This is a genomic window from Seonamhaeicola maritimus, from assembly GCF_008056315.1.
GTDB classification, from domain to species: domain Bacteria; phylum Bacteroidota; class Bacteroidia; order Flavobacteriales; family Flavobacteriaceae; genus Seonamhaeicola; species Seonamhaeicola maritimus.
Genome location: NZ_VRKQ01000018.1, coordinates 376,141 through 399,026 on the forward strand (window position 1 = coordinate 376,141; position 22,886 = coordinate 399,026).

Below are 22,886 nucleotides of genomic sequence, written 5' to 3' on the forward strand. Positions count from 1 at the left end.
TCGAATAAGCAGATCAACAAAAGAACTATTAAACACAGAAAAAATGGCATACTTAGAATTAAATAATATACATAAGACTTATGGTCAAGGTGAATATGCTACTGAAGTACTTTCAAATATCAACCTTTCTATAGAAGAAGGTGAGTTTGTAGCCATTGTAGGGTTTACAGGAAGTGGAAAAACAACCTTAGTAAATTTAATAAATGGCCTGTTAGAACCTACAAGTGGCGAAGTTCTTTTTAAAGGAAATCCTGTCTCAGGAACCAGTCATGAACGTGGAGTTATCTTTCAGAATTACTCACTATTACCATGGTTAACAGTTGGACAGAATGTGTATATGGCAGTAAAGGAAGCCTTTCCTAAGAAAAGCAAGAAAGAATTAAATGAGCTTGTAAAGGAATATGTTGACATGGTAAGTTTAACACACGCCATAAACAAACGGCCAAAGGAATTGTCTGGAGGAATGCGTCAACGGGTTGCAGTTGCAAGAGCTTTAGCCATGAAACCAGAGATGATTATAATGGATGAACCATTGGGGGCATTAGATGCTTTAACGCGTGGAAATCTTCAAGATGAAATCTTAAACATTTGGGGGAAAGATAAGCGCACTGCATTATTAATAACCAATGATGTTGATGAAGGCATTTATATGGCCGATAGAATTATTCCTTTGAAACCAGGACCAAATGCAACCTTAGGTCCAGAGTTTAAAATAGATATTGAAAGACCTCGAGATAAAACCGAGATGAATGATAACGAGAATTATAAGCAAACTCGTAACGCCATTATAGAGTATTTAATGGATATAGGGAATGACCGAAAGTCTGAGGCTAAAGAAGAGTTTGTTCTTCCGGATATAGCACCAAAAGATTTTGTTTATCAATTTAAATAATAGCATCATATGAGTACAATTACAGCAGAAAAGAAAACTAAAGGTTTTGTAGAAAATGGTCTTTTCCCTTCAAATGAGGTGATGTTAGATTTAAAGCAGCTAAAGAAAGTTTATCCAACACCAAAAGGTGATTATGTAGTTTTAGAAGATCTAAATCTTCAGATTAGAAAAGAAGAGTTTGTTACCATTATAGGGCACTCAGGTTGTGGCAAGACTACTATGCTTTCAATGATAGCAGGATTGAATCCAATTTCTGGAGGAAATATTTCGGTATTAGGAAGGCATATTAAAGGTCCAGGTCCAGATAGAGGTGTTATTTTTCAAGCACCAAGCTTAATGCCTTGGATGACTTCACTTCAAAATGTTTTATTAGGAGTTAATCAAGTTTTTCCCGATGCTACTAAAGCGCAGCGTAATGATATTGCTAAATACTATTTGCAAAAAGTAGGGTTAGAAGATGCGTTTAATAAAAGAGCCTCTGATTTATCTCAAGGAATGCAACAACGTGTTGGTATTGCCAGGGCTTTTGCTATAAAACCAAAGGTATTACTATTAGATGAACCATTTGGGATGTTAGATTCATTGACTAGAGGGGAGCTACAGGATACATTAATTGATATATGGAACAAAGAAAAAATAACAGCCGTTATGATTACTCACGATGTTGATGAAGCTATCTTTTTGGCAGACAGAGTAGTAATGATGACTAGTGGTCCTAGAGCTAAAATTGGTGATGTTTTAAATATTGACTTTGAAAGACCTAGAACGCGTAAAACGGTATTAGAACATGATGATTATTACAAGTACAGAAAACACCTTATAGATTTTTTAGAACATTAAATTTTTAAAGAAAAAAAGCAGTTTGAAACATGAGTTTTGTCATAAAAGAGACTTTCAGGTCTTTTTATATTTGCCACGAACATGTTACCATAACTAATAAAAACTAAAACCTTAAAACAAATCAAATTTCAAAATTAGAAAACATGAGAAAACAATATGTATTATTAACAATTTTTGCCTTAGCAATTCAATTTGCACAAGCACAATTTACTTTAGATGGTGAGTTTAGACCACGTACTGAATATCGTCACGGATTTGGAAGTATACTTCCGGAGTCTACGGAACCAGGATTTGGTATTTCAACAAGAGCACGATTAAATGCAGGATATTCAACCGATGCTTACAAAGTTTATATAAGCTTTCAAGACATCATGGTTTGGGGTGAAAACAGACAAATTCTACCTTATGATCAAAACAATTCATTTGCTATATTTCAAGCTTGGGCAGAACTTAATTTAGGTGGAAATTGGTCAACTAAATTGGGACGTCAAGTATTATCATATGATGATCAACGTATCTTAGGTGGTTTAGACTGGGCACAACAAGGTCGTAACCATGACGCCGCTTTATTAAAGTATAAGAAAGATAAGTTTGCCCTAGATTTAGCCTTTGCATTTAATCAGGATTATTCACATCCAACTGGATTTATTTCAGCTAATAACGTATATAATACTTCAGGATTCTTTTCTTATAAAACTATGCAAATGGCTCACTTAAGTCAATCATGGGAGAATTTTTCAGGTAGTTTATTATTAATGAATAACGGATTTCAAAATGATGCAGCTGGTTTAAATGATGTTGCTAATTTGCAAACTATTGGAGCACATTTAAAATTTGGTAAAGATGCATTAACTATAGCTGCCAACGCCTATTTACAAACTGGTGAAGCAATATATGGAACATCTTATAAAGATGTTAAAGGAGCTTATTTACTTGGGTTAGATTTTGGGTTAAAAGCATCTGATAAAGTAAAGTTAGGCGCTGGATTAGAGATTATCAGTGGAAATGATGAAACAGATGCTGCTAATACAGGAGCATTCTTTCCTTTATACGGAACAAACCATAAGTTTAATGGATTTATGGATTATTTCTACGTAGGTAACCATGCAAACAATGTTGGTTTATTTGATGTACATGTTAGTGCAGATTTCAAATTAAGTGATACATCTAGTTTAATGGCCAAAATACTTAACTTCAGTGCAGAACAAGAATTAGCAAGTGGAGAGAAATCATTAGGTACAGAAATAGATTTAGTGTACAAAAAAGCATTTAAAGGTTATGCTTTAGTTTTAGGTTATTCACACTTATTCGCAGCAGATGGAATGTATGAGTTGAAAAATGTAACCGAAAGTAACGCCGCAAGCGGACAAAATTGGGCTTGGGCAATGTTAGTTATTAAGCCTAAATTTTTAAATACCGCAAAATAATATTAAAATTTAAATCTGATTTTTCAGGTTTATCATGACTATTTCAAATCGGAAAATCCCGCGTGCTTGCGGGATTTTTTGTGTTTAACAAGAAAAAGTTTACTACAAGTAACACGTTCACTCATTCTAACCTACTGTTCACTCAATTGTAGTATTCTTTTTTGTATCTTATGCCTAGTTTCGTTTGAACATAAAATTTTAATACAATGAAACAAACAAACAATCTTTCGTCAAACAAGCCTTCCTTAAAAGAAGGCAGATTATTTAATTACTTAAGTGTTTTAGGATTTGTGGTTTTATCACTATTCGCTTTTCAAAATGTTAATGCGCAACAAACTAGAACTACTCAAAGTGAAACCAATGTGCAATCTGAGTTATTAACCGGTGTTGTATTAGATCATGAAAACTTACCCTTACCAGGATTAAGTGTTGTACTTAAAGGAACAAAAATTGGAACAGCAACTGATTTTGAAGGGAAATACACGTTTCCTCAGAAATTAAAAGAAGGAGATGTTTTGGTATTTAGTTTTTTAGGTTATTCACCAAAGCGCGTTAAAATAGTTCAAGATCAAACAGTTCTTAATGTTACTATGGATGCAGAACTTGTTGAATTAATGGGAGCTGTCGATACAAACCAAACTTATAAGTCTAAACGCACGCTTTGGCAAAAAATAAAAGGTGTTTTTTAAATGAAAAAGTATTTATTACTACTACTTTTTCTTTTAAGTTTTAAACAATATGCACAAAGGTCAGATTTTGTGCATATTAATTTTGATAAAGCTGATGACATTGCCAAACAATTTCGAGGAGCGTCTTTAAAGGATTTACCAATATTAGCCCATAATCTTACTTCAAACCTAGATACTGATGTTGAAAAATTTAGAGCTCTTTACACTTGGGTATGTTTAAATATTAAGAATGATTATAGTAATCATTTACTCAATTTAAAAAAGAGACGAAAATTTCAAAATGATAGTATTTCACTTCATGATTGGAATACTGAATTTAAAGAAAGAGCACTTAAAAAGCTTATTAAGAATAAGAAGACCATTTGTACGGGGTATGCCTATTTACTTCAGGAGTTGTGTTCTTTTGCTGGTTTAAATTGCAAAATGGTTCATGGTTATGGAAGAACGGTTTCTTCTAATGTGGGGCAGTTAAGTATTCCAAATCACTCATGGAATGTAGTTCAATTAAAGGAGAAATGGTACTTGTCTGACCCTACATGGTCTAGTGGTTTTTTTCATTATGATAATGGTAGTTTTGTTGCTCAGTATAACGACGGTTATTTTTTAGCAGACCCAGAATTGTTTGTAAAAAGCCATTATCCGTTAAATACCAAATGGATATTGACAAAAAACCAGATAACTACCGAAGATTTTTTAAATGGTCCGTTGGTTTATGGTAATACATTTAAGCATAAAATACACCCTGTAGAACCTGTCAAGATGAAATCTGAAACACCTGTAAACAATGAGGTTGTCTTCAAATTTAAAGTAGCAGATAATCATACTATTGGTAAATTTAGTTTGGTTATAGATAGTGGTTCTGGAGGTAAAGCAATAAAACCGTTTTCATACAATAAAAATGAAGGGATTTTAATTTTTAAACATATTTTTAAAAGAGGGTTGTATGATGTTCATTTAAAAGTGAATGACGATGTGGTAACTACATATACCATAAAAGGGGTAAAACAGAAAAGCTAGTTTCAAGGTTAAAATACTTTTCTTACATTTAAGCTGAAAACTAATTATATGCTTAAAAAAGTATTTGGGAGTGCGGTTTTTGGTGTTGAAGCTACCACCATTACCGTTGAAGTAAATGTAGATTCTGGAATAGGTTATCACCTTGTAGGTTTGCCGGATAATGCCATTAAAGAAAGTAATTACCGAATTGCTGCGGCTCTTCAAAACAACGGCTATAGAATTCCCGGGAAGAAAATCACTATCAACATGGCACCAGCCGATTTACGTAAGGAAGGTAGTGCGTACGATTTAACACTTGCCATTGGAATTTTAACCGCCTCCAATCAAATTAAGGCAGAAAAGTTAGATAAATACTTAATAATGGGTGAGTTGTCTCTTGATGGAAGTCTACAACCCATAAAAGGCGCTTTACCTATTGCTATTAAGGCTAGAGAAGAAGGTTTTAAAGGTTTTATTCTTCCAAATCAGAATGCTAAAGAGGCTGCTATAGTAAACGATTTGAAGGTTTTTGGAGTTGATAATATTAAACAGGTTATTAACTATTTTGATAAAGGAGAGGCTTTAGAGCAAACCATTATTGATACCAGAAAAGAATTTGAAAAAAACCTAGATTTTCCAGAACATGATTTTGCAGATGTAAAAGGGCAAGAAGGGATTAAGCGTTGTATGGAAATTGCTGCGGCTGGAGGACATAATATTATTTTAATTGGTCCACCGGGAGCAGGAAAAACCATGTTAGCAAAACGCTTACCAAGTATTTTGCCACCAATGACATTACAGGAAGCCTTAGAAACTACTAAAATACATTCTGTAGTTGGCAGGGTTAGAGAAAACACTGGGCTCATGGCACAACGCCCATTTAGAAGCCCTCATCACACTATTTCAGATGTGGCACTTGTTGGTGGTGGTGCTTATCCTCAACCCGGAGAAATATCTTTATCGCATAATGGTGTGTTATTTTTAGATGAATTACCAGAGTTTAAACGCGGTGTTTTAGAGGTGATGCGTCAACCTTTAGAAGATAGAGAAGTCACCATTTCAAGAGCTAAGTTTACGGTTACATATCCGTCTTCTTTTATGCTAGTAGCAAGTATGAACCCAAGTCCAGGAGGTTATTTTAATGATCCTGATGCGCCTGTAACATCCAGTCCTGCTGAAAGGCAACGTTATTTGAGTAAAATTTCAGGGCCATTGTTAGATAGAATTGATATTCATATAGAAGTCACGCCTGTTCCCTTTGAGAAGCTTTCGGAAGACAGAAAGGGAGAGTCTTCTGTAGATATCAGAAAGCGTGTTACAGCTGCTAGGAATAAACAAAGTAATCGTTTTGAGGTAAATGAAAGCGTACACTACAATGCTCAAATGAATACTAAACAGATTAGACAATATTGTGTTTTAGATGAAGATTCTAAGCAGCTTTTAAAAACAGCTATGGAGCGCTTGAATCTATCAGCGAGAGCTTATGACCGCATTCTAAAAGTAGCACGAACTATTGCGGATTTAGAAGGTTCAGAAAACGTAAATGGCTCACATATTAGTGAAGCTATTCAATATAGAAGTTTAGATAGAGAAGGTTGGTTGGGGTAAATCCAACTTAAACAAGAACCTTTAAATTAAAACAGCATTATATGAATTTAAGCAACATTAAAATTCCGCACACCTTTATTTTCTTGTTTTTAATAATTGTTTTTTGTGCTGCATTAAGTTATGTCATTCCCTCGGGGGCGTACCAACGGGAAAGTAGAGTAGTTCATAAAATTGAGCAAAGTGTAGTGGTCCCTGGTAGTTTTGAGGAGATTCCAAAAAACTATTCTCTAAAAGGTGTTTTTATTGAAGAACCTAAAATAGGACAAGCATCTCCCAACTCAGTATTTGGCGTTTTATTAGCCATTCCAAAGGGATTAACACAATCTGCTACACTTATTTTCTACATATTTATTTTAGGTGCTGTTTTTGCTCTAATATTAGAAACTAAAACTATTCATGCTGTTCTTGCTGGCTTAATAAAAAGGTTTAAAAATTCGCCAACCTTGTTATTCCTTCTTATTTACATTTTAATTTCTGCCGGTAGTTCATTTATGGGAATTAGTATTGAAGTGATACCGCTCATACCTATTTTGGTGGTTTTGGCAAAACAACAAGGCTATGATAAAATGTTTGGAGTAGCTCTTGGGATTTTACCAGTTTCAATTGGTTGGTCTACTGCTATTACTAACCCTTTTACAGTTCAGATAGCGCAACAGATTGCTGAATTACCAATTGGTAGTGGTATACTTTTTAGAGTAGTTATCTTTCTAATCGGTATTGTTTTAGGCTTTGGTTATTTAATGCGTTATGGAAATAGGGTTCGGGCAAAAAAGAGAGTGTCATTGGCTGAATTTTCTAAAGATGATAACTTAAGTACAGATGAGATTTCAGGTGTTATATTGTCTAAAAAACATCTTATAATAGTTGTTGTACTTGTGGTTGGATATGGTGGTATTTTGGCTGCAGTTCAATTAATGGGGTGGGGTCTTTTAGAAATGAGTGCTGGCTTTTTGGGTATTGGTCTTGCTGCAATGTGGATTAGCGGTATGTCTGGTAAGGAATCTATGGCAGCTTTTGAAAAAGGCTTAAGAATGATGATAATCCCAGCACTTATTGTTGGTGTTGCTAGAGGGATTTCAGTAGTGATGCAAGAAAGTCAGATTATGGATTCTATTTTGTTTCATTTTTCAAATGCCTTATCTGTATTACCAAAATCGGTGGCTACAGTAGGTATGTTGGTGTTTCAATCTTTTTTAAATTTCTTTATTCCATCCGCTTCCGGACAAGCCCTTGTATCTATGCCTCTTATGACGCCTTTGGCGGATATATTAGGATTTTCACGTCAAACGGCTGTTTTAGCCTTTATTTTAGGTGATGGTTTTTCAAATTTAATTATACCAACTAACGCTGTTTTAATGGCTATGATTGGTGTTGTTAGCGTGTCGTTTACTAAATGGATTCGTTTTGTAATGCCAATATTTATAATGTTGATGGTTATGGCAGCTATTAGCATGGTGGTGGCGGTAACTATTGGGTATTAATGGTTTATTGATAAAGAACTAAATTCACTCTAGTGTCTGTTTCCTTTAAAGGTGACAATTATCATAGAACAGTTTTTATAAAATAAAGACCTTTAGGTCTGAAATTAAACTGTTCCTTCTTCTTAAAACAAGGCATTCAACAAATAGAAAAAGACATGAACAATATTAAGCATATACATGAGGTGATTTTTTTAATCGAAGAAAGCGATGAGCAATGGACACCCGAAGAATTAATTGAAGCTATCAGTAATACCTGGGGAAAAGATGTTCACTTTGGGGCATGCTCAGGAAATGCCTTTCCAAAAGAATATGCTCTAGATTTTTTGATTAGCCGTGGAAAAGCAGTCTTGTCTGATGATGGAAAAGTTGCACTTCATCCTTCTATGCAAATCTGTGATGGACATAAAGAGTTTCAAGGTTAGTATTTATTGTTGTTATGATTAGAAGTTTGTAGTATTAAAATAAAAAGGGTGATTTTCATTGAAAATCACCCTTTTTATTTTAATGAATTATTATTAGAAACTAATCTTTTCGGCCTTAACCTTAGAACTGAAAGGCACTAAGTAAAACGAATATTTATAAAGACCGGGTTTATTTCTAAACTCCTCATGTGCTTGAGCACGATGAGACCATGTATTGTCTCCACCAACACCTTGCTGAGATAAATCAATATTTACAGTATACACATCACGCTCTACCAATTCGTTTAAGAAATTTGCTTCTTGTAAATTATCTGTACTATAAGACACCACACTAAAACTTAATGGTTGCTCACCTTTAACTAAAATACCTTTGTTTGCAGTATTAGTTAGTTGGAACCAATTAGTTTCGGTATGATTGCCATACTCTTCAGGATACACATATTTGTAGTTGATAGCTTCTGGTTTCCCGGAATATAATCCAACATGAGATGCATAATTTCTGTCCGAATAGTTAGCATGTGGACCTTTACCTAAATAGCTTAGTTTACCATAAGTTTTGGCAATATCGAACGTCATACCAATTCTAGGAGCGTTAGGTGCGTTTTTATCAATATTAGCTTTGTAATTTACTTTTACTTCGCCACTACCAAGAACAGTATATATAAAGCCAACAGATGTTTTTGGGTTTGCAATATTTCCTTTAACATAAATAATTACTTTTCCTTTTTCTGGTGCTTCAAAACTTATTTTTTCAACACTTATTTTGTCGCCAGCATGCATCCAATCAAATTCCGACTGTAATTTCATGGCTTTTCTATAAGCTTCGTCATTTTCAGTTTCTGCTCTCCAGAAATTCAATTTTAAAGGAGAATCTAGTATGTGAACACCTTTTGCTTTGTACTTAGTAATATAGCCAGTGCCTTTGTCTACCTCTAATGAAATAGAATTGTTATTTACAGTGATTGTGTTATCACTTTCTTTAACAACTAACGACCTGTTGATCTTTAATGGGCTTGGTTCAGAAACCTCATAATTTAGTTTAAATTGGTCTTCAAAAACAACGTAACCAGCTTTTGCCCATAAAGTGTTGTCGTTTAGTTTGCCAATAATGTTTAAATGATAAACACTGCCAGCTTTTAATTTCGGCTTTTTAAAATCGATATTTAATTTCTCAGACTTATACGGTTTTGTACTCAAAGCACCTAATTCACCACTTTGAATAACTTTACCATTTTCTGTTATATTCCAAGACACATTGTATTGTGATAGATCTGTAGCATGGTGACGATTTAAAATCTCAAAGTTACCACTTAATGCATCTTCAGAAGAAATAACTACTGGTTGATTTACCTTTTTACATTCATAAATTTCAGGTTTTGGAGTTCGGTCTGAAGCTATAATTCCGTTTATGCAGAAACTACCATCGTTGGGTGTATCTCCATAAGAACCACCGTAGGCATAATATTCCTTTCCATTTTCATCTTTTCTAAGAATTCCTTGGTCAATCCAATCCCAGATATATCCACCTAATGCACGATCGTTTTTATAGATAACATCCCAATAAGTTTTCATATTTCCAACAGAATTACCCATAGCATGTGCATATTCACACATAAGTACTGGAGTGTTTTGAAAACTAGCAGTGTCATCAATTAAATCTTGCAATTCTTGTGGCTGCGGATACATTCTACTAATCATGTCAACCCATGGTGCATCGGAAGGATTACCTTGACTATGCTTAAAGAAATTCTTTTTATAATCTGGGTGAGAAGGAATGCCTTGAGCACCTTCATAATGTATATAACGTGTTGGGTCAAATTCTTTTATCCAACCAGCCATAGCTGCATGGTTTGGTCCTGTACCAGATTCGTTACCCAAACTCCACATAACAATACTTGGGTGGTTTTTATCGCGCTCTACCATGCGCACCGCACGTTCTAAATAAGCATTACTCCAATTAGGAACATTAGACAACAGTCCGCGAACACCATGAGTCTCTAAGTTGGCCTCATCCATCACATATATTCCATATTTATCACATAAATCGTAGAAATATGGGTCGTTAGGGTAGTGCGATGTCCTAACAGCATTGAAATTGAATTGTTTAAGTAGTTTTACATCTACTTCCATGTCTTCTCTGGTAACCGTTTTTCCATTTATATGGTCATGGTCATGACGGTTAACACCAATCATTTTAACAGGATTTCCGTTTACAAGAAAACGCCCGCGTTCATCAATTTGAACTTCTCTAAATCCTACTTTGGTACTAGTGTGTTGAGTTTCGTTCCCTTTATCATCTTTCACAGTAAGTAGTAATGTGTATAAATATGGAACATCTGCAGACCACTTTTTGGGTGCCTTCACTTCGGTTTCAATCAACCCGAAATATACATTATCACGTTGCGGATAATTCTCACCTAAAATCTTACCAAATTTCGTAGCTGTTGGTTCACCTACTTTATTGCCTTCAGCATCAATTAATTGTGTGATTAATTCCCAATTGTCAACAGTAGTTTTCAGGTTAGTGTTTCCAAATTCACCAACTTTAGCAACGTACTTGTTTTTTATATTGGCAATGAGCTCTGGTCTAATTTGTAATAAAGCATTTTCATAATTATCGTCTAAATCGGTTCTAACCGTGAAATCAGATAACCTCACTTTTGGGGCCGCTTGTAAATATACTTCGCGCTCAATACCACTCATACGCCAGTGATCTTGAGCTTCTAAATAACTACCGTCACACCATCGGTAAACCTTTACGGCTACTTTGTTTTCGCCTTGTTTTATATGTTTTGTAATATCAAATTCAGAAGCTAATCGGGTATCTTCACTATAACCAACAAAATTTCCGTTAACCCATACATAGAAAGCTGACGATACACCACCAAAATGAAGCATAATGTCTTTATTATTCCAGCTTTCATCAATAGTAAACGATTTAATATAATGACCTACAGGATTATCATGATGATTGATATTAGGATAATCATTGAAGAACGGATAGGTTGAATTTGTATATATAGGTGTTCCGTAACCCCTCATTTCCCAGTTAGATGGCACATCTATTTTGTCCCAATTGGAGGCATCAAAATTACTTTTTTGAAAATCATCAGAAGCATCAGCAGGTTTTGCAACCCATTTAAAGTTCCAATCACCATTTAAAGATTTGTAATTTGTTGAGTTTTCTCGGGTATCGGCTAAAGCACCTTGGGCACTGTCATAATTATAAAAAGTAGCTTTTGCTGGTAATCTGTTAATCTGATTTACATTAGGGTTTTCCCAATCGTTTTGTTGTGCAAAAAACGTTATTGAAAAAAATAATGATAAGATTGTAGTTGTAAATTTATGTGTCATTTTAGTTTAGAATATCTAAGCGATTATTGTTTAGCTGTAGTTTTACACAAATATATTTATTAATATTATGGAGGCGTAAAGTATGAGTGCAACAAATAGTCAAAAATGGGTAAGTATTGTTCAAAATATTACCTTCTAGGGGTTTTAGCTTATTTAAACGTCATAAAAGAGAAATAAATTTTTGCAAAACATGAAAAATATTATTGGTGCTTTATTAGTGTTATTCTTAATAAGTTGTAACACTTCTAAGAAAGAAGAAACTATAAAATATGTGCAACCTATGGAAGATAAAACAATGGCTCCAGTTCCAAAGTTAGATTTAGATCAAGCAAATAAATTGGCCGAATTACCACTACATTGTATGAATATTGAATATCCTAATAAGTTGTCTCAAACTTTAGGCAGTGACGATGATTTATTGTCTCCCAAAACATTGCACCCTGCTTTTTATGGGTGTTTTGATTGGCACTCATCGGTCCACGGGCATTGGAGTTTGGTAAGTTTATTAAAACAGTTTCCTAACCTTGAAAAAGCCGAAGAAATTAAAGAACGCTTGCTGAACAATATTTCAAAAGAAAACATTGAAGCAGAAGTAGCTTATTTTCATGGAAAACTCAACAAATCTTATGAGCGCACATATGGCTGGACTTGGCTTTTAAAACTGGCAGAAGAACTTCATACTTGGGATAATGATACTGCTAGAACTTTAGAGACTAACTTGCAACCGTTAACAGATTTAATCTGTGAAAAGTATATTGAATATTTACCAAAACTTAATTATGCTTTAAGAGTTGGAACTCATACTAATACAGCTTTTGGGTTATCGTTCGCATATGATTATGCCGAAACTACAAATCATGCAGAATTAAAGAAAGCCATAAAAGATAGAGCCCTGTATTTCTTTAAAAATGATGAAAATTGCCCGATGTCTTGGGAACCTAGCGGAAGTGATTTTTTATCACCTTGTTTAGAAGAGGCAGCGTTGATGAAACGTTTGTTGTCTCATGAAGAATTTAAAACTTGGTTAGGTACATTTCTACCTCAATTAAAATATAAAAACTACAGTTTAGAACCCGGTATAGTATCTGATAGAACTGATGGTCATTTGGTACATTTAGATGGCGTAAATTTTTCAAGAGCTTGGAACTTAAATACTATTGCTAGTATTCCTGATTACGAACACCTTAAGAACGTGGCAAATCAACATATAAATTATTCGTTGCCAAGTATTTTTGGTGATGATTATATGGGAAGTCACTGGTTGGGTAGTTTCGCTATTTATGCATTGAATACTGTTAAGTAACAAATAGTAGTTTTTATTTGTTAAATCATGTTAATTTATAATTAATATGTTCCGTTTCTAGTGTAATTAATATTATTTTTAGCCTTTAAATTATAAAATAATTAGAATATGAAACTTTCCCTGAAGTTGTTTGCAGTTTTAAGTGTTTTTCTCATTGCAAACGGTTTAGCTCAATCCCCAATTATTAATTTTCCTGCTTTAAGTCCAAATGGAAATTCTATTGCATTTAATTTTCAAGGCGATATTTGGACATCAGATATTAACGGAAACAATACAAGGCGTTTAACGGTTCATGAAGCTTATGATACTAGGCCTTTTTGGAGTGCAGATGGTAAGTCTATAGCTTTTCAAAGTGATAGGTATGGGAACAATGATATTTATATAATTCCATCTAATGGAGGGCTTTCAAAGAGGCTTACACATCATTCTGCATCCGATATGATAACGGATTATACCAGTAAAGGTGACATTATTTTTTCAACAAAAAGAAATTTTGTTCAGGTAGAACGTTCTGGAGAGACTCATATAATAAATGAAAAAGGAGGAACACCATATAGATATATGAGTGCAACAGGCTTTGATGCTAAATTATCACCAAACGGAAAGTTTATTGTCTTTACAAGGGGTACCTGCCGTATTGAAAGAGAGGCTTATCAAGGACCAGCAAATAGAGATATTTGGTTGTATAATATTGGTTCCGATAAATATGTACAACTCACGGATTATGACGGAAATGATTTTTACCCACATTGGGGTGATGATAACACTGTTTATTTTCAATCGTCAAGAAGCGGAAAATATAACGTTCATAAACTAATTCTTAATGGTTCTGGAGAAAAGAGTGGAAACATATCTCAGGTAACCGACTTTAAGGATATGGGGATTTTTTCCTTTCATTTAAGTAGAAATAGTGCAGATATGATAATGACAAAAAGCAATCAAATCTTTGTCTATAATTTACCTGCAAAAACACAAAAGGAAATAAAAATAAAAATAACGTCGGACTATAGATTTGACCCTGTAGTGCATAAAACATATTCTAGTAATGTTAGTGAGGTGGCTATTTCACCAAACGGGAAGTTAAGTGCATTAGGAATTAGAGGAGAGATTTTTTTAAGAGAAACTAATAAAGACAAAAAGCGTACTGTAAATATTTCTAATTCGGCTTACAGAGATAGAACGTTTACATGGTTGAATGATAGTACAGTAGTGTTTATTTCAGATAGAGATGGGCAAAATGATATCTACCTAGCAAAGTCAAATGATGAAAATCAGTCTAATATCTTTAAAAGTTTAAAGCACAAAGTTATTAGACTAACAAAAACTGATGAGTCTGAAACAAATTTAAGGTTATCTCCAGATGGAAAATCTTTAGCATACAATAGAGGAAGAGGAGAATTGGTAGTTGCTAACATTGATGCTAAAGGAAAATTATCGAATGAAAAAGTGCTTTTAAATGGTTGGTCTTCAGCTAGAGAAGTTTCTTGGTCTCCAGATTCAAAATGGTTAGTATATAGTTTGACCAATTTAGATTTTAATGGTGAGATATTTATTCACAAAGCTGATAATTCTAGAAAACCAATTAATATTTCAATGCATCCAAAACAAGATAGAAATCCGGTTTGGAGCCCTGACGGGAAGAAGCTGATGTTTTCTTCCAATAGAAATAACGGTGATTATGATGTTTGGTTTACCTGGTTAACAAAAGCAGATTGGGAAAAAACAACCCAAGACTGGGATGAAGATTCAGATGAAAAGAAGGATGCCAAAAGTAAAAATGGTTCTGATAAAAAGGATAAAGACGGTAAAAAAGACAAGGTGGAACCTGTTGTAATTGATTTTCAAGATATTCATGAGCGTCAGGTTCAAGTAACATCCTTTGTTGGTGGTGAATTTGGAAGATTGTTTTCTAAAGACAGTAAAACAATTTATTATACTACTGGAAATGGAGGTAGAGGTAACGCAGATATAGAATCTGATTTGTTTAAGATTAAGTGGAATGGTAAAGATAAAAAGGCCATTACATCAAATAATAGTGGGCCTTCAAATTTTGCAGCAGATAAAAAGCTAACAAAGATATATTATACTAAACGAGGAAGTTTAGCCAATATAAATATGTCTAGTGGTAAATCTGAAAGTCTTTCGTTTTCGGCTAAATTAGATATTGATTATAATACAGAGTCCAAACAAATTTTTAATGAAGCTTGGAAAGCCATCAATGATGGTTTTTATGACCCTAAGTTTCATGGACAAAATTGGAACAGCTTAAGAAAGCAATATGAACCTTTGGCTTTAGGTGCTTCAACACGCGCTGATTTCCAAACCATGTTTAATAGAATGCTTGGGCAAATTAATGCTAGCCACATGGGATTATATAGGGTAGAAACACGAAATCAAACCCAGAGAGAGTCTACTGGATTATTGGGTATTGAAGTGATTCCTAATTCTAAGGGAAATCTTAAGGTAACCTCGGTTGTCTCTGATATGCCTGGTGATCGTAGTTCAAGTAAACTTTTTGTTGGAGATGTAATAACCGTTATAAACGGGACCAATCTTTCTAAAAATCTGAATGCTTATAGCTTATTACAAGGAACTTCAAACGAAAAGATTTATTTAGAAGTTGATAGAGGAGGAACTTCTAAAGAAGTTATACTTAGGCCTAAGAGCAGTAATCGCGCAGAAAATTATAATGCTTGGGTGAAACAGCGTAAAGAGTTGACAAATAAATACTCTAACGGAAAATTAGGGTATATTCATATTCAAGGAATGAATTGGACTAGTTTTGAACGTTTTGAACGTGAATTGATGGCTGCTGGTCATGGTAAACAAGGTGTTGTAATAGATGTGCGTTTTAACGGTGGTGGTTGGACTACAGATTATCTTATGGCCGTATTAAATGTAAAACAGCATGCGTATACAGTTCCTCGCGGTGCTGCTAAAGATTTAGCATCAGAACATAAAAAATTCAAGAACCATTATCCATTTAGTGAACGTTTACCTTTGGCTTCGTGGACCAAACCTTCTATTGCTTTATGTAATCAGAATAGTTATTCTAATGCTGAAATTTTTTCGCACGCTTATAAAGCTTTAGATTTAGGAACTTTGGTTGGTGTGCCTACATTTGGAGCAGTTATATCAACTGGATCAACGAGGTTAATTGATGGTTCTTATGTTAGAATGCCATTCCGAGGATGGTATGTTAAAGAAACGGAATCTAATATGGAATTAGGACCTGCACAACCAGATATTTTGGTGCATAATAACCCTGATGACAAAGCTAAAAACAAGGATACACAATTAAAAAAAGCGGTTGATGAATTACTAAGTCAACTTAAATAGAAATAGTTTTTTGAAAAAGATATTTAAAAATATAGGACCGGGACCATTAGTAGCAGCAGCTTTTATTGGTCCCGGAACTGTTACTATGTGTACTGTAGCTGGTGTTAGTTTTGGTTATGCTTTGCTTTGGGCTATGTTACTTTCAATAGTTGCTACTATTGTTTTACAAGAAATGGCGGCAAGATTAGGTATTATTACACAAAAAGGGTTGTCAGAAGTTATTAGGACTGAAATTAAACATCCTATTTTAAAAACGCTTACCATCATTTTAATTTTATCGGCTATTGTTATTGGTAATGCCGTTTATGAAGCTGGTAATATTTCTGGTGGGGTTTTAGGAATGGAAACACTAGTTGGTAATCCTAATGTTGAGATTGGTGATTTTTCAATTAATATTTTAAGCATGCTTATTGGCTTGATTGCTTTTATAATACTCTATATAGGGAATTATAAATTACTAGAGCGTGTTTTAGTAGCGTTGGTTATATTTATGAGTTTAGCATTTTTGACTACAGCAATCATGACGAAACCGAATTTAGCGACTGTATTTTCAGGAGTATTTGTTCCTAAATTCCCCAAGGGAAGTATGCTAATTATTATTGGGCTAATAGGTACCACAGTGGTGCCATATAACTTGTTTCTACATGCTTCGTTGGTTAAGGAAAAATGGCATAATCAAAATGATCTATCATTAGCTAGAAAGGATACTTTTATTGCTGTTGTTTTAGGAGGATTGGTATCTATGTGCATTATTATTTCTGCGGCAGCAATTCAATCTGAAGGCGTAACAAATGCGGCTGATTTGGCTAAAGGCTTAGAGCCTCTTTTTGGAAGCTTTTCTAAATACTTTCTGGCCGTTGGTTTGTTTGCAGCTGGAATAACTAGTGCTATAACGGCACCTTTGGCGGCAGCTTATGTGGCTAGCGGTTGCTTGGGTTGGCAATCAAATTTAAAATCTAAAAAGTTCAAGGCTGTTTGGATGTTTATTTTGATCTTAGGGGTTATAATATCATCATTGGGTCTTAAACCAATTGATATTATTAAATTTGCTCAAGTTGCCAATGGAATTCTATTACCAGTTATTGCTATTGTTTTAATATGGATTATGAACAAGTCATCTGTTTTGGGTGCTTATAAAAACAATATCAAACAAAATGTTTTAGGATTTATTATCTTAGGGATAACGGTTTTACTTTCGGTGGCAGCACTTAATAAAGTATTAGGTTTAAATATTTTTTAGTGAATCATTACATAATTGATATTAACGCCGATATAGGCGAAGGGGTAGGCAACGAATCAGAGTTAATGCCTTATATATCATCTTGTAATATTGCTTGTGGCGGACATGCAGGTGATAAAGAAACCATGCACGAGGTAGTTAGGTTAGCCAAAAAGCATAAGGTTAAAATAGGGGCGCACCCATCGTTTCCGGATAAGGAGAATTTTGGTCGGGTTAAAATGGATATTTCTTGCGCTGCATTATTTACATCGTTAAAGCATCAAATAACAGATTTATTGAAGGTGTTATACGAGGAAAATGCCACATTACATCATATAAAACCTCACGGAGCACTTTATAATTTGGCGGCTAAAAATGAAAAGGTAGCTAACGTTATTGTTGAAGTTATTAAAAGTATGCACCGCCCTGTCCAGTTATACGTTCCTTATAAATCTATTATTGCTGAGGTGGCACAAAAGAATAATATTAGTATTACTTATGAAGCTTTTGCAGATAGAAACTATAATGATGATTTAAGTTTGGTTTCTAGGCGGGAAGAAAATGCCATTATCACTAACGAAAAAACAATGAATCAACATGTTTTGAACATGGTTCAGAATAAATCTGTAAAAACTTCGGCTGGAAATGAAAAGCAAATATTAGCCCAAACTATTTGTGTTCATGGTGATAACCCAGAAGCCATTAAATTAGTAAGGAAATTGCACGAACAATTGACTAAAAACGACATTAGAATTCAATAATTTATGGGGTATCAACTAACTTTTAAACGCTTTGGAGAGCACTCTATTTTAGTTGAATGGCCACCGGCTATTGATGAATCTATTCTTAATGATGTTTTGAGTTTTAAGTCGAAAATTGAATACTTTTTACAAGAAGAATCAATTCAAGTGAATCACGCATATAATTCATTATTAGTTGGTTATGATTCCTTGGAAATTGATTTTACAGACAAAATTGAGACCATAAAAAAAGTATATAGAAAGAATACTGATAATGGAAAACAAGTTTTTAGACTATGGAAAATACCAGTTTGTTATGATGTTGATTTCGGAATTGATATAGTAGCATTAGCAAGTTCAAAAAAGTTATCTGTTCAAGAGATAATTAAACTTCATTCACAATCTGTCTACATGGTTTATTTCATTGGTTTTTTACCTGGCTTTCTTTATTTAGGAGGATTAGATGATTTATTACATACCCCTAGAAAAGCTACTCCAAGATTAAGAATTGAAAAGGGTGCTGTGGCCATAGGTGGTGGGCAAACAGGAGTGTACCCAAACGAAAGCCCCGGAGGCTGGAATGTTATAGGCAATTCCCCAATAGACTTTTTTAATATAAAAAACGAATCTCCAAGTTTTGCAAGTGCGGGAGACAGAATTCAGTTTTATCCTGTTTCAAAAAAGGAACATTTAAATATAAAAACTTTAGTTGAAGCTGGTGTATTCCAAATAGAAAGTGAGGTGATTCGTGATTAAGGTCTTAAATCCAGGAATGTATTCAACAATTCAAGATTTTGGAAGGTTTGGTTATCAAAAGTATGGAGTTCCGTGTTCTGGTGTTATGGATAGAAAAGCAGCATCATTTGCCAATGCTATTTTAGGGAATAACAATGAACTTCCGGTTTTAGAAATGACCATGTTAGGGCCAAAACTTCAGTTTGATTGTAATACAATCATTTGTATTTCTGGTGCGGACATGTCACCTAAACTAAACAACACATTCATTCTGAATAATAAACCTATTTCAGTAAAAAAAGGAGATGTTCTTTCTTTTGGTAAGCTAAACAATGGTGTTAGATCTTATTTAGCGGTTTCTGGCGGTTTTTCAACCGAAAAGGTTATGGAGAGTTACAGTATGTACGCTGGTATAACAAATCAATCTAAAATTGAGAAAAACGATATTTTAGAAGTTTCTATCAAGAGCGAGTTATTTGAAAATCAGCATGCATCAATAAAAATGAATACTGATTATTTTAATTCAAAAGGCATAGAAGTTTTCAAAGGCTCCGAATTTGGGACGCTTTCAGAAAGTCAAAAGGAGTTACTTTTTAATCAAGACTTTACAATTTCAAAAGACAATAATAGGATGGCTTATCAATTAAATGAGCCGCTTGAAAATAGTTTAGAGCCTATTATTACATCACTTGTCCTTCCGGGTACGGTGCAACTAACACCTTCAGGAAAACTAATCATTTTAATGCGTGACTGTCAAACTACAGGTGGTTATCCAAGAGTATTGCAACTAAAAGAATCTTCAATAAATGTGCTTTCTCAAAAATTTACAGGGCAAATGGTTTCTTTTTGTTTAGATATGATTTAAGCTTTTTTATTTTACCTAAAAGAACATTAATATTATTAATAGCTACATTTCTATAGATTTGATAATGTAGTTTTATAATATAAAATTTTAACTATGAGACAGATATTTTTTTCTTTAACTCTATTATTAACATTGAGTTGTAAAGCTCAGGAAAAACCAAATTTATTAATTATTCATACCGACGAGCATAATTTTAGAACCTTAGGTTGTTATCGGGATAATATGAGTGAAGACCAAGCTTTTGTTTGGGGGAAAGGCGTGGAGGTAGAAACACCTAATATTAACAGAATTGCAAATGAAGGAGCCATTTGTTTGAATTTTTATGCGTCTTCTCCGGTTTGCTCACCTTCTCGTGCTTCAATGGTATCAGGTATGTATCCAGTTAAAACGGCTGTGGTTTCTAATAATATTCCTATGAAGGATGATATAGTGACTTTTGCGGAAGTGTTGAAACAACAAGGTTATGCAACATCATATTTAGGTAAATGGCATTTAGATGGTGATGCTAAACCTGGGTTTTCTCCAGAAAGACAATTTGGTTTTAGTAATAATAAATACATGTTTAACAGAGGACATTGGAAACTTTTAGATGAAGTTGATGGTAAACCTAAGTTAGTTGGAAAGTTTAATCCTCAAACTCAAAATGTAAAAGTGAGTATTAAACAAGCTGATGAAACCACGTTTACTACAGATTTTTTAACAAATAAGGCTCTTGATATTATGGAAGCGGATAAAGATGGTCCTTTTTGTGTTATGATATCTCTTCCAGATCCACATACTCCAAATATTGTAAGAGCACCATATGATACAATGTTTGACCATTTACAATTTGAAAAGCCTAAAACTATGAAAGTTGCAAAAGAAAACTTTCCAAAATGGGTAGAACCTACGGGAAAAAATAGTGCAGATCATTTGGAACAACATAAAATGCAAGGGTATTTTGGAATGGTTAAATGTATTGATGATAATGTAGGGAGATTGTTAAAGTTTTTAGATGACAATAATTTGGCTGATAATACTATTGTAGTTTTTACCTCAGATCATGGTGATTTAATGGGAGAACACAGACGCCATAATAAAGGTTTGCCTTATGAGACTTCAGCCAAGGTTCCTTTTGTTATCAGATATCCCAAAAAAATAGATAAAGGTATTACCATTCAAAAGGCTTTAACCATGGTTGATTTTGCACCTACTGTTTTAGGATTAATGAATATGCCACAAATACCAGAAAGTGAAGGGTTGAATGCTTCAAATGATTTGGCTAATACCACCAAAGAATTAATAGATGATCGTATTACATATATTACAAGTTCAGCAGGTAATTGGGTATGTGGTTTGAATAATCGTTATAAATTAGTATTATCTAAAAAAGACTCACCTTGGTTATTTGATTTAGTAATAGATCCAGACGAAATCGTTAATTTCTATAATCAAAAAGGGTACGAGCAAATTTCAAAAGAGATGAAATCTGAACTTATAAGGCAGTTAAAAACGTATAACGATCCCGTTTTAAAATCTAAAACATCATTAATACTAGAATAAAAGGTTGAGAATGACATTACCTAAACCGATTTTTTGTACCTGTATTTTAGCTGTATTTCTAAATTTTTCAATGCACGCTCAAATAGAAAATGATGCTGTGTACTTCACAACTGGTTTTAAAATTGGTGAAGTTTCTCAGAACTCAGCAATAATTTGGACCAGATTATGTAAATCAGCTAAACCTGTTCCTGTACAGCACGTACGACAGGATAAGACGTTTAGATCTCCCAAAAGTTTTAATAACAATATGCCTGTTAATGAAATGGATGGTGCTGTAGAAGGAAGTTTTGGAGAAATAAAAGTGAAGTTGGTTTCTGAAAATGACACTATTATTATTGATTGGACCTATGTGTCAGCTTTAAAAGATTACACTTATAAAAGAAAGGTAGAAGGCTTAAAACCCAACATGTTTTACAAGGTTAAACTTACTGGTAGAATGGGTAAAGGACAACCTGAAACAACAGTTTTTGGAAGTTTTAATACAGCTCCGGATGCCGATGATACTAGTCCTATATTCTTTACTTCCTCAACATGTCAGTTTTTTTGGAGTCATGATGACCCTGAAAGAGGATTCAAGATTTATGATGAAATGAAAAAGCTAAAGCCAAAGTTTCATTCTCAAACTGGAGATTATGTGTATTATGATAAACCGGGGCCTTTTGTAAAAACTATTGAAATGGCAAGACATAAGTGGCACGCTATGAATTCATGGCCTTCATTAAAAGAGTTTTACATGCAAACGCCACTTTATATAGAAAAAGATGATCACGATTTACTTAGAGATGATGCTTATCCTGGGAAAAAACCTTTAGGAGAATTAACTTTTGAAGATGGTTTAGCACTTTGGTATGAACAAACACCAATAGGTGATAAGCCATATAGAACTCAAAGATGGGGGAAAGATTTGCAGGTTTGGTTTGTTGAGGTACGTGAGTTTAGATCAGATAATAGTATTGAAGATAGTAAAGACAAAACTATATGGGGTAAAGAACAAATTGAATGGTTTAGGAATACCCTTGAATCATCAAATGCTACTTTTAAAGTTTTAATAAGTCCAACGCCTATTGTTGGACCCGATAGACCTAAAGGAAAGAATGATAATCACTCTAACAAAGCCTTTCAAACAGAAGGCGAGTGGCTAAGAGCATATCTTGCTAAACATAATGTTTTTGTAGTTAACGGAGATAGGCATTGGCAATATGCTTCGGTAGATCCTGTGAGTGGGCTAAGAGAATTTAGTCAAGGTGCTGTAAGCGATTTTCATGCTGGAGGTTGGAGTCAAGATAATGTGCTTCCACAGCATAAGTTTTTAAGGGTAAAAGGAGGGTTTTTAGCAACTAAAGTATATAGGGAATCAGGAACTCCAATAATTCAATTTCTTCATTATGATGTCGATGGCAATGTTGTTCACGAAGAAACTTTTAAAAACTAGGT

Annotated in this window: 17 protein-coding genes; 16 read left to right on the forward strand and 1 reads right to left on the reverse strand. The window is 33.9% G+C overall.

Features of this window, described 5'->3' with window-relative positions:
* Positions 1-43: 43 nt before the first annotated feature.
* The 8 genes from FUA22_RS16575 to FUA22_RS16610 all read left to right on the forward strand — a co-directional run bounded on the left by FUA22_RS16575 (position 44) and on the right by FUA22_RS16610 (position 8,355).
* A complete protein-coding gene (locus FUA22_RS16575; RefSeq protein ID WP_147769706.1) occupies positions 44-892 on the forward strand; it encodes an ABC transporter ATP-binding protein in 849 nt (282 codons plus the stop codon).
* A gap of 9 nt (positions 893-901) precedes the next feature.
* Entirely contained in the window at positions 902-1,732 is an 831-nt protein-coding gene (locus FUA22_RS16580) for an ABC transporter ATP-binding protein (RefSeq protein ID WP_147769707.1), read from the forward strand.
* A 143-nt stretch (positions 1,733-1,875) separates the two neighbouring features.
* The gene (locus FUA22_RS16585) at positions 1,876-3,159 is read left to right on the forward strand and encodes an alginate export family protein (RefSeq protein WP_147769708.1); all 1,284 of its coding nucleotides are present in this window, start codon (positions 1,876-1,878) and stop codon (positions 3,157-3,159) included.
* A 206-nt stretch (positions 3,160-3,365) separates the two neighbouring features.
* A complete protein-coding gene (locus tag FUA22_RS16590; RefSeq protein WP_147769709.1) occupies positions 3,366-3,848 on the forward strand; it encodes a carboxypeptidase-like regulatory domain-containing protein in 483 nt (160 codons plus the stop codon).
* Positions 3,849-4,865 (forward strand): transglutaminase domain-containing protein, encoded by a 1,017-nt coding sequence (locus tag FUA22_RS16595; RefSeq protein ID WP_147769710.1) that lies wholly within the window; start codon positions 3,849-3,851, stop codon positions 4,863-4,865.
* A gap of 48 nt (positions 4,866-4,913) precedes the next feature.
* Positions 4,914-6,452 carry a YifB family Mg chelatase-like AAA ATPase gene (locus FUA22_RS16600; RefSeq protein ID WP_147769711.1) on the forward strand — a complete coding sequence of 513 codons (1,539 nt, stop codon included), beginning with the start codon at positions 4,914-4,916 and terminating at the stop codon, positions 6,450-6,452.
* 41 nt (positions 6,453-6,493) lie between these two features.
* Complete coding sequence (locus tag FUA22_RS16605; protein ID WP_147769712.1) at positions 6,494-7,933, forward strand: YfcC family protein; 1,440 nt, start codon at positions 6,494-6,496, stop codon at positions 7,931-7,933.
* 182 nt (positions 7,934-8,115) lie between these two features.
* Positions 8,116-8,355 carry a DUF2492 family protein gene (locus FUA22_RS16610; RefSeq protein WP_170309956.1) on the forward strand — a complete coding sequence of 80 codons (240 nt, stop codon included), beginning with the start codon at positions 8,116-8,118 and terminating at the stop codon, positions 8,353-8,355.
* Positions 8,356-8,448: 93 nt separating this feature from the next.
* Here the strand turns inward: FUA22_RS16610 and FUA22_RS16615 are convergent, their stop codons facing one another.
* On the reverse strand, positions 8,449-11,709 hold the full coding sequence (locus tag FUA22_RS16615; RefSeq protein ID WP_147769714.1) for a glycoside hydrolase family 2 TIM barrel-domain containing protein: 3,261 nt from the start codon (positions 11,707-11,709) through the stop codon (positions 8,449-8,451).
* 190 nt (positions 11,710-11,899) lie between these two features.
* On the opposite strand from FUA22_RS16615, the gene FUA22_RS16620 reads away from it, so the two are divergent.
* From FUA22_RS16620 to FUA22_RS16655, 8 genes are all read left to right on the forward strand, one after another.
* Positions 11,900-13,012, forward strand: coding sequence for a DUF2891 domain-containing protein (locus tag FUA22_RS16620; RefSeq protein ID WP_147769715.1), 1,113 nt, complete (start codon positions 11,900-11,902; stop codon positions 13,010-13,012).
* Positions 13,013-13,120: 108 nt separating this feature from the next.
* The gene (locus tag FUA22_RS16625; RefSeq protein WP_147769716.1) at positions 13,121-16,351 is read left to right on the forward strand and encodes a S41 family peptidase; all 3,231 of its coding nucleotides are present in this window, start codon (positions 13,121-13,123) and stop codon (positions 16,349-16,351) included.
* A 10-nt stretch (positions 16,352-16,361) separates the two neighbouring features.
* Positions 16,362-17,591 (forward strand): Nramp family divalent metal transporter, encoded by a 1,230-nt coding sequence (locus FUA22_RS16630; RefSeq protein WP_170309957.1) that lies wholly within the window; start codon positions 16,362-16,364, stop codon positions 17,589-17,591.
* Positions 17,591-18,331 carry a 5-oxoprolinase subunit PxpA gene (pxpA, locus tag FUA22_RS16635; protein WP_147769717.1) on the forward strand — a complete coding sequence of 247 codons (741 nt, stop codon included), beginning with the start codon at positions 17,591-17,593 and terminating at the stop codon, positions 18,329-18,331. The genes FUA22_RS16630 and pxpA overlap by 1 nt, the downstream gene beginning before the upstream one ends.
* A 3-nt stretch (positions 18,332-18,334) precedes the next feature.
* On the forward strand, positions 18,335-19,066 hold the full coding sequence (gene pxpB / locus FUA22_RS16640; protein WP_147769718.1) for a 5-oxoprolinase subunit PxpB: 732 nt from the start codon (positions 18,335-18,337) through the stop codon (positions 19,064-19,066).
* Positions 19,059-19,910 carry a 5-oxoprolinase subunit C family protein gene (locus tag FUA22_RS16645; protein ID WP_147769719.1) on the forward strand — a complete coding sequence of 284 codons (852 nt, stop codon included), beginning with the start codon at positions 19,059-19,061 and terminating at the stop codon, positions 19,908-19,910. The genes pxpB and FUA22_RS16645 overlap by 8 nt, the downstream gene beginning before the upstream one ends.
* Positions 19,911-20,003: 93 nt before the next feature.
* Complete coding sequence (locus FUA22_RS16650) at positions 20,004-21,452, forward strand: sulfatase family protein (RefSeq protein WP_147769720.1); 1,449 nt, start codon at positions 20,004-20,006, stop codon at positions 21,450-21,452.
* Positions 21,453-21,522: 70 nt separating this feature from the next.
* Positions 21,523-22,884, forward strand: coding sequence for an alkaline phosphatase D family protein (locus FUA22_RS16655; RefSeq protein WP_147769721.1), 1,362 nt, complete (start codon positions 21,523-21,525; stop codon positions 22,882-22,884).
* The last annotated feature ends 2 nt before the right edge of the window (positions 22,885-22,886 follow it).

What these genes read in the sequence shown, in the direction of transcription:
- FUA22_RS16585 (WP_147769708.1), top strand. Translation starts at nt 1,876, where the DNA reads ATGAGAAAACAATATGTATTATTAACAATTTTTGCCTTAGCAATTCAA.
- pxpB (WP_147769718.1), top strand. Translation starts at nt 18,335, where the DNA reads ATGGGGTATCAACTAACTTTTAAACGCTTTGGAGAGCACTCTATTTTA.
- FUA22_RS16650 (WP_147769720.1), top strand. Translation starts at nt 20,004, where the DNA reads ATGAGACAGATATTTTTTTCTTTAACTCTATTATTAACATTGAGTTGT.
- FUA22_RS16625 (WP_147769716.1), top strand. Translation starts at nt 13,121, where the DNA reads ATGAAACTTTCCCTGAAGTTGTTTGCAGTTTTAAGTGTTTTTCTCATT.
- FUA22_RS16580 (WP_147769707.1), top strand. Translation starts at nt 902, where the DNA reads ATGAGTACAATTACAGCAGAAAAGAAAACTAAAGGTTTTGTAGAAAAT.
- FUA22_RS16605 (WP_147769712.1), top strand. Translation starts at nt 6,494, where the DNA reads ATGAATTTAAGCAACATTAAAATTCCGCACACCTTTATTTTCTTGTTT.
- FUA22_RS16615 (WP_147769714.1), bottom strand. Translation starts at nt 11,709, where the DNA reads ATGACACATAAATTTACAACTACAATCTTATCATTATTTTTTTCAATA.
- FUA22_RS16575 (WP_147769706.1), top strand. Translation starts at nt 44, where the DNA reads ATGGCATACTTAGAATTAAATAATATACATAAGACTTATGGTCAAGGT.
- FUA22_RS16600 (WP_147769711.1), top strand. Translation starts at nt 4,914, where the DNA reads ATGCTTAAAAAAGTATTTGGGAGTGCGGTTTTTGGTGTTGAAGCTACC.
- FUA22_RS16595 (WP_147769710.1), top strand. Translation starts at nt 3,849, where the DNA reads ATGAAAAAGTATTTATTACTACTACTTTTTCTTTTAAGTTTTAAACAA.
- FUA22_RS16590 (WP_147769709.1), top strand. Translation starts at nt 3,366, where the DNA reads ATGAAACAAACAAACAATCTTTCGTCAAACAAGCCTTCCTTAAAAGAA.
- FUA22_RS16655 (WP_147769721.1), top strand. Translation starts at nt 21,523, where the DNA reads ATGCACGCTCAAATAGAAAATGATGCTGTGTACTTCACAACTGGTTTT.
- FUA22_RS16620 (WP_147769715.1), top strand. Translation starts at nt 11,900, where the DNA reads ATGAAAAATATTATTGGTGCTTTATTAGTGTTATTCTTAATAAGTTGT.